The 11637-nt window shown below is 66.6% G+C and carries 11 protein-coding genes; 2 read left to right on the forward strand and 9 right to left on the reverse strand.

Annotation, left to right across the window (positions count from 1 at the left end):
• Nucleotides 1–3: 3 nt before the first annotated feature.
• The 4 genes from MJ122_RS23460 to MJ122_RS23475 form a co-directional block, all read right to left on the reverse strand.
• Nucleotides 4–813, reverse strand: coding sequence for a putative RNA methyltransferase (locus MJ122_RS23460; RefSeq protein ID WP_088417942.1), 810 nt, complete (start codon nucleotides 811–813; stop codon nucleotides 4–6).
• Complete coding sequence (locus MJ122_RS23465; RefSeq protein WP_017521166.1) at nucleotides 813–998, reverse strand: hypothetical protein; 186 nt, start codon at nucleotides 996–998, stop codon at nucleotides 813–815. The genes MJ122_RS23460 and MJ122_RS23465 overlap by 1 nt, the downstream gene beginning before the upstream one ends.
• Nucleotides 995–2152 carry a succinyl-diaminopimelate desuccinylase gene (gene dapE, locus MJ122_RS23470; RefSeq protein ID WP_172419215.1) on the reverse strand — a complete coding sequence of 386 codons (1158 nt, stop codon included), beginning with the start codon at nucleotides 2150–2152 and terminating at the stop codon, nucleotides 995–997. The genes MJ122_RS23465 and dapE overlap by 4 nt, the downstream gene beginning before the upstream one ends.
• A gap of 83 nt (nucleotides 2153–2235) precedes the next feature.
• The gene (locus tag MJ122_RS23475; protein ID WP_088417944.1) at nucleotides 2236–4836 is read right to left on the reverse strand and encodes a glycosyltransferase; all 2601 of its coding nucleotides are present in this window, start codon (nucleotides 4834–4836) and stop codon (nucleotides 2236–2238) included.
• 266 nt (nucleotides 4837–5102) lie between these two features.
• On the opposite strand from MJ122_RS23475, the gene tcdA reads away from it, so the two are divergent.
• Nucleotides 5103–5909, forward strand: a complete 807-nt coding sequence (gene tcdA / locus MJ122_RS23480; RefSeq protein ID WP_239746201.1) for a tRNA cyclic N6-threonylcarbamoyladenosine(37) synthase TcdA — start codon at nucleotides 5103–5105, stop codon at nucleotides 5907–5909.
• Between the two features lie 92 nt (nucleotides 5910–6001).
• Here the strand turns inward: tcdA and MJ122_RS23485 are convergent, their stop codons facing one another.
• The 5 genes from MJ122_RS23485 to MJ122_RS23505 all read right to left on the reverse strand — a co-directional run bounded on the left by MJ122_RS23485 (nucleotide 6002) and on the right by MJ122_RS23505 (nucleotide 9771).
• Nucleotides 6002–6409, reverse strand: a complete 408-nt coding sequence (locus tag MJ122_RS23485; RefSeq protein ID WP_239746202.1) for a SufE family protein — start codon at nucleotides 6407–6409, stop codon at nucleotides 6002–6004.
• Complete coding sequence (locus MJ122_RS23490) at nucleotides 6406–7611, reverse strand: cysteine desulfurase (protein WP_239746203.1); 1206 nt, start codon at nucleotides 7609–7611, stop codon at nucleotides 6406–6408. Before MJ122_RS23490 ends, MJ122_RS23485 begins: the two co-directional genes overlap by 4 nt.
• A gap of 94 nt (nucleotides 7612–7705) precedes the next feature.
• Entirely contained in the window at nucleotides 7706–8740 is a 1035-nt protein-coding gene (dapD, locus tag MJ122_RS23495) for a 2,3,4,5-tetrahydropyridine-2,6-dicarboxylate N-succinyltransferase (RefSeq protein ID WP_239746204.1), read from the reverse strand.
• A gap of 42 nt (nucleotides 8741–8782) precedes the next feature.
• Nucleotides 8783–9409 (reverse strand): LysE family translocator, encoded by a 627-nt coding sequence (locus MJ122_RS23500; RefSeq protein ID WP_088417949.1) that lies wholly within the window; start codon nucleotides 9407–9409, stop codon nucleotides 8783–8785.
• Nucleotides 9410–9420: 11 nt separating this feature from the next.
• The gene (locus tag MJ122_RS23505; RefSeq protein WP_316860692.1) at nucleotides 9421–9771 is read right to left on the reverse strand and encodes an ArsC family reductase; all 351 of its coding nucleotides are present in this window, start codon (nucleotides 9769–9771) and stop codon (nucleotides 9421–9423) included.
• Nucleotides 9772–9941: 170 nt separating this feature from the next.
• Here MJ122_RS23505 and MJ122_RS23510 point away from each other — a divergent pair, with 170 nt between their 5' ends.
• Entirely contained in the window at nucleotides 9942–11603 is a 1662-nt protein-coding gene (locus tag MJ122_RS23510) for a Na+/H+ antiporter (protein WP_239746205.1), read from the forward strand.
• Nucleotides 11604–11637: the final 34 nt, after the last annotated feature.

Raw genomic sequence — 11637 nt, forward strand, 5'->3', positions numbered from 1 at the left:
TCGTCAGGGTTCTTGGCGTTGCAGCCAATCGTAGCGTACCGCGACCGTCACCTCGAAGGGCTCGGCGAGGATGCGCTCGCGCCGTTCGGGGTTGACCCGCCAGCCATGGGGCGTCATCGCGAGCAGGTGTTCGCGGGCTTCGCGAGTGTGCAGCGGCAGCTTGAAGCTCAGTTGTTCGGTGTGCGCCAGTTTCAGCTCTTCGGGCAGGTCGGCGAGGTGCTTGTCCTCGACGTATTCGCGCACTTCGTCATACAGGCGCTGGCGCAGTTCCAGCAGGTGATCGCGCGCCGGCCCCAGGCGCAGCACACCGCCGCCGGGAGTGAGCAGGCGAGCCGCTTCCTTCCAGTCGATCGGGCTGAACACGCTGGCCAGCAGCTGGCAGGACGTATCGGCCAGCGGTACGCGGGCCATGCTGGCGACCATCCAGGTCAGTTGCGGGGCGCGCTTGCAGGCGCGTTTGACGGCCTCGCGGGAGATATCCAGCGCATAGCCGTCGGCCTGCGGCAGGGCTTCGCCCAGCTGCGCGGTGTAGTAACCCTCACCGCAACCGATGTCCAGCCAGCGCCCCGGAGCGCGTTCTGCGGCCAGTTCGGCCAGGCGACCGGCCAGTGGCGCGTAGTGGCCTGCGCCGAGGAAGAGCCGGCGCGCCTCGACCATGGCGGCGTTGTCGCCCGGATCGAGGCTCTTCTTGTGCTGCACCGGCAGCAGGTTCAGGTAACCCTGGCGGGCGCGGTCGAAGCGGTGGCCGGCGGAACAGGCGACACCGTTGTCGACCTCGGTCAGCGCCTCGCGGCACAGCGGGCAGATCAGCATCATTTCTTCCCTTGCGGCGGCACCAGCGGCAGTGGCAGGTCGTTGCGCAGCACGGTCGGCAACGAACGGCGACGCTGGGCGATCTGGTACACGCGCAGGGAATAACGGCGCTCGGCGGCTGGCGCGGGCGGCGGGGTATCGGGCTGTACGGCGCCCAGGCAGAAGCCTTTGTTCGGTCCACTCATGCCAGCAGTCGCACCAGGGTCTGGTAATAGATTTCGGTCAGCACGTCGAGGTCGCTGGCCAGTACGCGTTCGTCCACCTGGTGGATGGTAGCGTTCACCGGGCCGAGTTCGACCACCTGGGTGCCCATGGTGGCGATGAAACGGCCATCGGAGGTTCCACCGGAGGTCGACGGGGTAGTCTCGCGGCCAGTGACGGCGCGGATCGCCGCCGCTACGCCATCGAGCAGCTCACCCGGCTGGGTGAGGAACGGCAGACCGGACAGCGCCCAGTCGATGTGCCAGTCCAGACCGTGCTTGTCGAGGATGGCCGCGACGCGCTGCTGCAGCCCTTCCACGGTGGATTCGGTGGAGAAGCGGAAGTTGAAGATCACCTTCAGCTCGCCGGGGATGACGTTGGTCGCGCCGGTGCCGCCATTGATGTTGGAAATCTGGAAGCTGGTCGGCGGGAAGTAGTCGTTGCCGTTGTCCCAGTGCTCGGCGGCGAGCTCCGCCAGGGCCGGGGCGGCCAGGTGGATCGGGTTCTTCGCCAGGTGCGGGTAGGCCACGTGGCCCTGCTTGCCGCGCACGGTCAGGGTGGCGCCCAGCGACCCACGGCGGCCATTCTTGACGATGTCACCCACAAGAGTGGTGCTCGACGGCTCGCCGACGATGCACCAGTCCAGGCGCTCATTGCGTGCCTTCAGGCGCTCGACCACGGCCTTGGTGCCGTGATGGGCCGGGCCTTCCTCGTCGCTGGTGATCAGGTAGGCGATGCTGCCGCGGTGGTCGGGGTGATCGGCGACGAAGCGCTCGGTGGCGATGATCATCGACGCCAGGCTGCCTTTCATGTCCGCCGCGCCACGGCCGCAGAGCATGCCGTCGGCATCGATCAGCGCGTCGAACGGTTGGTGCTGCCAGGCCTGCTCGGGGCCGGTGGGGACCACGTCGGTGTGGCCGGCGAAGCACAGCACCGGGCCGTTGGCGCCGTCGCGGCCCTGGCGCAGGGCCCAGAAGTTATCCACTTCCTCGATGCGCATGGGCTCCAGGGCGAAGCCGCAGGCGTCCAGGCGCTGCATCATCAACTGCTGGCAGTCGGCATCGACCGGTGTGACGGAGGGACGGCGAATCAGCTCGCAGGCGAGGGCCAGTGTCGGCGAGAGGGACATGAGGGGCATCCTGGGGGTGGAACGGAAAAAGGCGCCCATCTTAAAGCAAAAACGCCGGCGTTTGGCCGGCGTTCTTGGTTACGGATGGATGGTCAGGCCGCCGGTGTGGCCGGGCTTGCCACGGGTGCCTCCTGAGCCTTGGGCGCCGCGGACAGCAGCGCCATGACCAGGGCGGCGAGGTAGGGCAGCGACTGGACCAGCAGCATGGCCACCCAGAACATCATGTCGCGGCTGGGCACGCCCTGTACCAGCACGATGCCCAGCGCCGCGCCCCACAGCAGCAGCATGATGAAGACTTCTTCGCGCGCCTCGGCCAGTGCGACCAGCAGGCCGTGGTTGGAGGCCATCTTCGGCGTGCGGAAGAACGGGATGGTCTTGGTGAACGTCCCGTAGAGCACGGCCTTGGCAATGGTGTGCGACAGCGCAAGGCCGGCCACCGCCGCCTGGAACGAGCGCACGAGGTTCACGCCCACCGCGCGGCGGTAAAGGAACATGATCTTGCCGAACTTGAAGAAGAACAGCGCCAGCGGCGGGATGGCGAAGATCAGCAGCGGCGGGTCGACCCGCTTGGGCACGATGATCATCGCCGAGGACCACAGCAGCGCGCCCAGGGTGAAGAAGATGTTCATGCCGTCGGCGATCCACGGTAGCCAGCCGGCGATGAAGTGGTAGCGCTGGCCGAGGGTGAGCTTGCTGTCCTTGCCCTGGAACAGCGCGCGGGCGTGGCCCTTCATGATCTGAATGGCGCCATAGGCCCAGCGGAAGCGCTGCTTCTTGTAGTCGATGAAGGTGTCGGGCATCACGCCCTTGCCGAAGCTCTGGTGCGAGTAGGCGGCCGAATAGCCTTTCTCGAATACCCGCAGGCCCAGTTCGGCGTCCTCGCAGATGGTCCAGTCGGCCCATTTCAGCTCGTCCATCACCGTGCGGCGGATCATGGTCATGGTGCCGTGCTGGATGATTGCGTCGCGGTCGTTGCGGGTGACCATGCCGATGTGGAAGAAGCCCTTGTACTCGGCGTAGCAGAGCTTCTTGAAGAGGTTTTCCTCACCGTCGTGGTAGTCCTGCGGGGACTGCACCACGGCGATCTTCGGGTCGCTGAAGTGCGGCACCATCTGCTTGAGCCAGTTCGGTTCGACACAGTAGTCGGCGTCGATCACCGCGACGACTTCGACGTCCGGCGCGGTGTGCGGCAGGATGTAGTTGAGCGCGCCGCCCTTGAAGCCGGCCAGCGGTGCGACGTGGAAGAAGCGGAAGCGCGGGCCGAGGACTTCGCAGTAGTCGCGCACCGGCTCCCACACCGCCGGGTCCTTGGTGTTGTTGTCGATGATCAGGACTTCGAAGTCCGGATAGTCGAGCCTGGACAGCGCATCCAGGGTCTTCTTCATCATCTCCGGCGGCTCGTTGTAGCAGGGCACGTGCACCGACACCTTGGGCCGGTAGCCCGTATCGGTGAGCACCGGGTCGAACGGCCGGCGGCGTTTGCGCACCCAGACCGTCTCGGCCAGTTCGTGGGCCTCGGTGAGCAGGACGATGAACACGCCCAGCGCGCCGATGCCCAGCAGGCCGCCGACGGTCAGGCTGAACCAGGTGCTGTACTGCTGGCTGTAGTCGTAGGCGATCCACACCAGCACCGAGCCGCCAGCGAAGGCGACCACGGTGAGGAAGGTCCGTCCGCGCTGGCGCAGGGCACTGCCGTCGATCATCAGCAGGGTCAGGGCCAGCAGCGCCATCACCACCGAGGCAACCGCCAGGGCGCGCCATTGCGGGATGTTCACCACCGGCCCGTCGAAATTGAACTTCGGCTGGCGCTGGGCGTTGTAGACGCCCCAGTAGGCGCCCACCGAGCCTTCGTCACCGACTTTCCATGGCTGGTCGAAGGCCTCGACGACGAAATAGTTGTAGCCCTTCTTGTTCAGCGCGTTGGTCAGCGTGCGCAGGTAGATGGCCTGGTCCGCCTGGGTAGCGTCGGCGCCGCCGCGCATGCGGCCGTTGCTCGGCCAGCCGACCTCGGCCAGCAGCAGCGGCTTGCGCGGGAACTTGGCGCGCAGTTCCTTGGCACGCTCGAGGACGAACGGGATGGCGTCGTTCATCGGCGTGTACTCCCAGTACGGCAGCACGTGGGCGGCGATCAGGTCGACGTGCTTGGCCAGTTCCGGGTATTTCTCGTAGATGTGCCACTGCTCGGCGGTTGTCACCGGCACCTTCACCGCCTTGCGCACGCGGTCCAGGTAGGCCGTCAGTTGCTCGACGGTGACCTCGCGGCGGAACAGCGCCTCGTTGCCGACTATTACCCGCACGACGCTGCGCGAGTTGTTGGCGATCTCGATGCCGCGCTCGATCTCGGCCTCGTTCTCGGCCTCGTCCGGGCCGATCCAGATGCCGAGGCTGACGCGCATGCCGAGTTCCTCGGCCAGGCGCGGGATGTCGGCCAGCGAACCCTTCACCGAGTAGGTGCGGATGTTGTCGGTGTTCTTGGAGACCAGCTCCAGGTCCGAGCGGATCTCGTCGTCGCTGGGGAACTGGTTCTTCTGCGGATTCTGGTTCAGGCGGAAGGGCGAGAAGGAGAATCCGGAAATGCTCTCCGGCCAGTCGGGAACGCTGACGGGGCGGTTGTAGAGGGCCCAGAAGCCGGTGAAGAGCGCCGCCAGGGCGACGAATACCACCAGGTTGAGGCCGAACTTGCGTGCAGGCATGGTGCGATCGGGTTCCAAAGGGTGGAACGGGGAGGGGCCGGGACAATCTCCGTACGGGATAGCTCGGTCGGCGCGCATCCTACCCCGCACTCCAGGGGCTGTACAGGTTGCCGGGGCCGTCCGCCGCGTGGGCGTTCGTAGGCAATTTCTGACAGTTTAGAATGTGCGGCAGGTGCGTGACTGAGACTGCGGCAACACGCCTTTGTTGCAGGCGTGCCGGCGACTGCCGGTATAGAATGCCGGCCGTTTCGAAATGAGGTGTGGCGATGCAACTGGATGAACAGCGTTTCGGCGGAATCGCGCGGCTTTATGGCCGTGAGGGCCTGGAGCGGCTGGCGGCCAGCCATGTGGCGGTAGTCGGGATCGGCGGCGTGGGCTCCTGGACGGCCGAGGCCCTGGCGCGCAGCGGTGTGGGCGAGATTTCACTGTTCGACCTGGACGATGTCTGCGTCACCAACACCAACCGCCAGGTGCACGCGATCCAGGGAGCCGTGGGCAAGCCGAAGGTCGAGGTCATGGCGGAGCGTCTGAAAGCCATCAACCCCGGCATCGTCGTACACGCCGTAGCCGATTTCGTCACGCGCGAAACCATGGCGGACTACATCACGCCGGAGCTGGATTGCGTGGTCGACTGCATCGACAGCGTTGCGGCCAAGGCCGCGCTGATCGCCTGGTGCAAGCGCCGCAAGCTGCAGATCATCACCACCGGCGGTGCCGGCGGGCAGGTGGACCCGACGCAGATCCAGGTCGCCGACCTCAACAAGACCTTCAACGATCCGCTGGCCGCCAAGGTTCGCTCCATGCTGCGTCGCGACTACAACTTCTCGCGCACGCCGGGCCGGCATTACAGCGTGCAGTGCGTGTTTTCCACCGAGCAGTTGCGCTATCCCAAGCCGGACGGCACCGTGTGCCAGCCCAAGAGCTTCGTCGGCGAAGGCGTGAAGCTGGACTGTGCGGGCGGTTTCGGCGCGGTGATGATGGTGACCGCCACCTTCGGCATGGTGGCCGCCGCCAGGGCTGTGGATAAGATCGTGGCGGGGGCGCGGCGCCCGTCAGAGCGCGCGGCGGGCTAACCGCATTCGCAGGAGCGGATGTATCCGCGTTGGTCTCCGGCGCGATGCGTGCCCATCGCGGACGAAGTCCGCTCCTACGCACAGGCCAAGCCTCAGGCGCTGATCAGCTCCTGCATCCGCTTGAGCACCGCATTCAACCCGTTGCTGCGCGAAGGCGACAGTTGACGACCCAGCCCCAGTTGCTCGAACCAGTCCGGTAGATCGATGGCGGGCAGCTCGTCCGCCGGCAAGCCGTCCACCCGCACCAGCAGCAACGCCAGCAGCCCGCGCAACAGACGCGCGTCGCTGTAGGCGCGGAAGTACCAGCGTTCATCCCGCCGATCCGCCACCAGCCAGACGTTGCTCTCGCAGCCCTGTACGCGCTGCTCGTCGGCCAGTTCGGCTTCGCTTAGCGGCTCCAGGCGTTCGCCCCACTGCATCAGCAGGCGGGCGCGTTGCTCCCAGCCCTGCAGGGCGGTGAAGGCTTGCAGGGCATCCTCTGCTGCCGCCGACAAGCTCATCGCAGCAGCTCCAGGGCACTGTCCAGCGCAGCGAAGAAGCGCTCCAGATCCGCTCCGTCGTTGTACAGGCCGAGGGAGACGCGCAGGGCGCCCGAGACATCAAGGGTCTTCATCAGCGGCATGGCGCAGTGATGCCCCGCACGCACGGCGATGCCCTGCTCGGTGAGCAGGTGACCCAGGTCGGAGACGTGCACACCTTCGACTATGAAGCTGGCCAGTGCCACGTCTGGTTCGCCTAGCACTCGAACGCCATCGCGGGCGCGCAGGCCAGACAGCAGGCGCGCGTGGAGGAAGCTCTCGTGGCCGCTGACCTCGGCACTGTCCTGCGCGGCCAGCCACTCCAGGGTGGCGCCCAGGGCGATCACCGGTCCGATGGGCGGGGTGCCGGCCTCGAAGCCCATGGGGGCGCTGTGGAACTGTGCGTCGAAGTAGTCCGCCACGCGCACCATCTCGCCGCCGAACTGCCAGTGCGCCAGGCGCTCCAGCGCTTCCGGGCGGCCCCAGAGCAGGCCCAGGCCTTCCGGGCCGTAGAGCTTGTGGCTGGAACAGACGTAGTAGTCGCAGCCCAACGCGGACAGGTTGTGCCGGCCATGAACCACCCCTTGCGCGCCATCGACCACGCTTAGCGCACCGTGTTGCCGGGCCATCGCCAGCAGTTCCGGCAGCGGTTGCCAGGTGCCGAGCACATTGGACAGCTGGCTGACGGCAAGCAGCCGGGTACGCGGACCGATCAGGCCGGCAGCGCGGGTCAGATCGATGCGGCCGTCACTGTCCAGCGGCAGGACCACCAGTTTCAAGCCGCGCCGCTTGGCCAGTTGCTGCCAGGGCAGCAGGTTGGCGTGGTGTTCCAGCGCGCTGACGACGATTTCGTCGCCCGCCTGGAACTGCCCTTCCAGCCCGTAGGCCAGCAGGTTCAGCGCTTCGGTGGCGCCACGGGTGAAGATGATCTGCGCGGGGCTGCCGCCATTGAGCCAGTTGGTGGCCAGCGTGCGGGTCGCCTCGAAGGCGCGGGTGGCGCGCTCGCCGGGCAGGTGCTGGGCGCGGTGCACGTTGGCGGCGCCGCTGGCGTAGTAGCCGGCGAGGGCGTCGATCATGGCGCGCGGTTTCTGCGCGGTGGCGGCGCTGTCGAGGTAGGTCTGGCCCTCGGCCTCGAAGGCGGCGAGGGCCGGGAAGTCGGAGCGCCAGGGCGAGGGAATGGACATGGGCGTGCGGCCGGTTGCGGAAAAAGTAAAACGGGGGCCGCAGCCCCCGCTTCTCCAAGCTTAGTGCGTACCCCGCGAGAGCGGGGCGGCCAGCTTAGTTGTGCGCGTGCAGCGCTTCGTTCAGCTCGATGGCAGTCTTGTTGGTCTTGCACTCGACTGCGCCGGTCTGGGAGTTGCGGCGGAACAGCAGGTCGGCCTGGCCGGCCAGGTCGCGGCCCTTGACCACTTTCACCAGGTTGTTCTGATCGTCCAGCACGGCGATCTTGGTGCCGGCGGTGACGTACAGGCCAGCCTCGACGATGTTGCGGTCGCCCAGCGGGATGCCGATGCCGGCGTTGGCGCCGATCAGGCAGCCTTCGCCGACGCTGATGACGATGTTGCCGCCGCCGGACAGGGTGCCCATGGTGGAGCAGCCGCCGCCCAGGTCCGAACCCTTGCCGACGAACACGCCAGCGGAGACGCGGCCTTCGATCATGCCCGGACCTTCGGTGCCGGCGTTGAAGTTGACGAAGCCTTCGTGCATCACGGTGGTGCCTTCACCGATATAGGCGCCCAGGCGCACGCGGGCGGTGTCGGCGATGCGCACGCCGGCCGGGACCACGTAGTCGGTCATCTTCGGGAATTTGTCGACGGAGAAGACTTCCAGCAGCTTGCCCTTCAGGCGCGCTTCGAGTTGCAACTCGGCCAGCTCGGCGAGGTCGACGGCGCCCTGGTTGGTCCAGGCCACGTTCGGCAGCAGCGGGAAGATGCCGGTCAGGTTCAGGCCGTGCGGCTTGACCAGACGGTGGGACAGCAGGTGCAGCTTCAGGTACGCCTCCGGGGTGGAGCCGGGGGCGGCGTCTTCGGCCAGCAGGGTGGCGACCAGCGGCTTCTGGCTTTCGGCCAGGCGGTTGAGCAGGGCGGCCTGGGCGGCGTCGACGGTCTCGACGGCGTCGGCCAACTGGTAGGCCTGGTGAGCGGTGAAGGCGATCGCCTGGTTGCCGCCTTCGTAGTTCAGCAGCGGGCTGATGGCAGCGACCAGTTCGGCGCTGGGGTTGAGCAGCGGCTGCGCGTAGAAGACTTCCAGCCAGTTGCCCTGGCGGTTCTGGGTGCCGACACCGAAGGCGATGCTGAACAGGGATTTCGACATGTGTGGGATTCCTTGAAAGAGATTCTCGAATAACGAATTCGGTCAGGCCGGACGGCGGCTGAGCAGCAGGCCCAGCCCGGCGCTGCCCAGCAGCGCGGCACAACCACGGTTGAACAGGCGCCGGGCGCGTGTGCCGGCGAGCAGCTTGCCGAGGCGGACCCCGGCGAGCCCGTAAAGGGCGATGGCCAGCCACTCCAGAAGCAGGAAGGCTGCACCGAGTTGGGCGAACTGGGCGCCCACGGCCTGACGCGGATCGACGAACTGCGGCAGGAAAGCGGTGAAGATGAGGATGGCCTTGGGGTTGCCGGCAGCCACCCAGAACTCCTGACGGGCCAGGCGCCACAGGCTGGTGGCGGCAACCGGGGAGCCATCCACCGACAGGTTCGCTGTCGGGGCGCGCCACAGCTGTACGGCCAGCCACAGCAGGTAACCTGCACCCACCAGTTTGATCGCCAGGAACAGCCAGGCCGAGGCCTGCAGTACCAGCGCCAGGCCCGAAGCGGCCAGGGCCAGCATGCCGGCGAAGGCGAGCAGCCGACCGCCGCCCGCGACGGTCGCGCGCAGCAGGCCGAAGCGGGCGGCATTGTTCAGCGACAGCAGGTTGTTCGGTCCCGGCGCCATATTCAGGGCGAAGCAGGCGGGGAGGAACAGGGCCCAGGCAATGCTCATCGTGGTGTTGCTCAGGCCAGCGCGGCGGCGTAGGCGTCGGGCTTGAAGCCGACCAGGGTACGGTCACCCAGGTCCAGCACCGGACGCTTGATCATCGACGGCTGCGCGACCATCAGTTCGATGGCCTTGTCCTGGTCGAGATCGGCCTTCTGCGCGTCGTCCAGCTTGCGGAAGGTGGTGCCGGCACGGTTCAGGACGGTTTCCCAGCCATGCTCGTTACACCACTGGCGCAGGTGTTCGCGGTCGATGCCGCTACTCTTGTAGTCGTGGAAGACGTAGTCGACGCCATGCTCATCCAGCCAGACGCGGGCTTTCTTCATGGTGTCGCAAGCCTTGATGCCAAACAGCGTCCGCTGACTCACAGGGCGCTACTCCTTTTCGATACATTTTTCAGGCGCGGGATTATGCCATTTCCCAGCGCCTTGCGGGACGCCGCCGGGAGGCCGGCGTATTGCAACAGTTTTTTGCCCAATGCGGGGCTGATCCATCTCGTCCTGGGTGCTTCAATGGATGGCTGTGCTGGAGTTCGTCGATGCAAACCGTTTACACCGTTCTGATCCTGCTGCTGGTCGTGGGGGGAACCCGGCTCGCCGCTCAGCTGATCCCGTTGCCGCTGCCCTTGATCCAGATCGCCGCCGGCGCCGCGCTGGCCTGGCCGAGCCTGGGGCTGCACGTGGGACTGGACCCCGAGCTGTTCATGTTCCTGTTCATCCCGCCGCTGCTGTTCGCCGACGGCTGGCGCATGCCCAAGGGCGAATTCTGGAAGATGCGCTGGCCGATCCTCACCCTGGCCTTCGCACTCGTACTGTTCACCGTGCTCGGTGGCGGCGTCTTCATTCACCTGCTGATTCCCGAGATTCCCTGGGCGGCGGCCTTCGCCCTGGCGGCGGTGCTGTCGCCGACCGATGCGCTGGCGGTCTCGGCCATCGCCCAGGACCGCCTGCCCAAGCGTCTGATGCATGTGCTGCAGGGCGAAGCGCTGATGAACGATGCATCGGGCCTGGTGGCCTTCAAGTTCGCCATCGCCGCCGCCCTGACCGGCACCTTCTCGCTGATGGACGCCAGCCTGAACTTCCTGCTGGTGGCGGTTGGCGGGCTGGCCTGCGGGGTTTTCATCAGTTGGCTGTTGGGGCGGATTCGCGGCTGGATGATCCGTCGCGGCTGGGATGATCCGGCTACCCACGTGGTGCTGATGCTGCTGTTGCCCTTTGCCTGCTACATGATCGCCGAGGAGCTTGGGGTGTCAGGCATCCTTGCGGCGGTGGCGGCCGGCATGATGCAGAGCTGGGCCGACCTGCTGCCGCGGCAGACCAACACCCGCCTGCTCAACCGCAGCGTCTGGTCGATGCTGGAGTTTGCCTTCAACGGCGTGGTGTTCCTGCTGCTGGGGCTGCAACTGCCGGACATTCTCAAGTCCGTCGCGCATCACGCCGACGATGTAATGTGGCGCTCCTCGCTGCTGCTGTTCTACGTGCTGGCGGTGTTCGCCGTGCTGCTCCTGCTGCGCTTTTGCTGGGTCTGGTGCTACTGGAAAGTGTCGGTGCGCTTCGAGCAGTGGTGGGGGATCGAGCTGGGTGGCCGATCCGGCGAACCGGTGCTGCGGCTGTCGGCGATCTCGGCGCTGGGTGGGGTGCGCGGCGCGGTGACGCTGGCGGGCGTACTTTCGGTGCCGTTGCTGCTGCTCGATGGTTCGGCTTTTCCGCAACGCGATCTGATCATCTTCATCGCCACGGGGGTGATCCTGGTGTCGCTGATCGCCGCCACCATCGGATTACCGATTTTGCTTCGAGGACTACCAGCGGCCAGCAATGACCAGCGCGAGCGCGAGGTGCAGTCGGTCTGGCGCAAGACCGCGGCAGCCGCCATTCACATGCTTGAAGCTGAGGAAATCCCTGCCCGTGACGGCGCGGATGCCGACGAAGCGGCCCGGCTGGCAGAGCTGAAGGCGCGGCTGATGGCCGAATACCGCCACGAACTGGATCCGGCACCGGATAGCCAGGAAGCCCGCGAGCGCGCCCGTGCCCTGGAGTTGGCCGATCAGGCGCTGCGTATCAAGGCGTTGCGCGCGCAGCGGCTGGAGCTGTACCGGATGCGCCGCGAGCATGAGATCGACGACGAAACCATGCGCGAGGTGCTGGGTGAGCTGGACAGCCAGGAGGCCTGGGTGACCAGCAAGGCGGGGCGCTGGGTGTAGGCGCTTTGGGCTTTTCTGCAGGGGCGAGCTTGTT

The sequence above is a fragment of the Pseudomonas sp. DP-17 genome (assembly GCF_022380625.1).
In the GTDB taxonomy this organism is placed as follows: domain Bacteria; phylum Pseudomonadota; class Gammaproteobacteria; order Pseudomonadales; family Pseudomonadaceae; genus Pseudomonas; species Pseudomonas nitroreducens_A.

Bases quoted from the DNA above. Each gene is read 5' to 3' on its own strand.
- MJ122_RS23460 (WP_088417942.1), bottom strand. From the start codon at position 813: ATGCTGATCTGCCCGCTGTGCCGCGAGGCGCTGACCGAGGTCGACAAC.
- MJ122_RS23465 (WP_017521166.1), bottom strand. From the start codon at position 998: ATGAGTGGACCGAACAAAGGCTTCTGCCTGGGCGCCGTACAGCCCGAT.
- dapE (WP_172419215.1), bottom strand. From the start codon at position 2,152: ATGCCCCTCATGTCCCTCTCGCCGACACTGGCCCTCGCCTGCGAGCTG.
- MJ122_RS23475 (WP_088417944.1), bottom strand. From the start codon at position 4,836: ATGCCTGCACGCAAGTTCGGCCTCAACCTGGTGGTATTCGTCGCCCTG.
- tcdA (WP_239746201.1), top strand. From the start codon at position 5,103: ATGCAACTGGATGAACAGCGTTTCGGCGGAATCGCGCGGCTTTATGGC.
- MJ122_RS23485 (WP_239746202.1), bottom strand. From the start codon at position 6,409: ATGAGCTTGTCGGCGGCAGCAGAGGATGCCCTGCAAGCCTTCACCGCC.
- MJ122_RS23490 (WP_239746203.1), bottom strand. From the start codon at position 7,611: ATGTCCATTCCCTCGCCCTGGCGCTCCGACTTCCCGGCCCTCGCCGCC.
- dapD (WP_239746204.1), bottom strand. From the start codon at position 8,740: ATGTCGAAATCCCTGTTCAGCATCGCCTTCGGTGTCGGCACCCAGAAC.
- MJ122_RS23500 (WP_088417949.1), bottom strand. From the start codon at position 9,409: ATGAGCATTGCCTGGGCCCTGTTCCTCCCCGCCTGCTTCGCCCTGAAT.
- MJ122_RS23510 (WP_239746205.1), top strand. From the start codon at position 9,942: ATGCAAACCGTTTACACCGTTCTGATCCTGCTGCTGGTCGTGGGGGGA.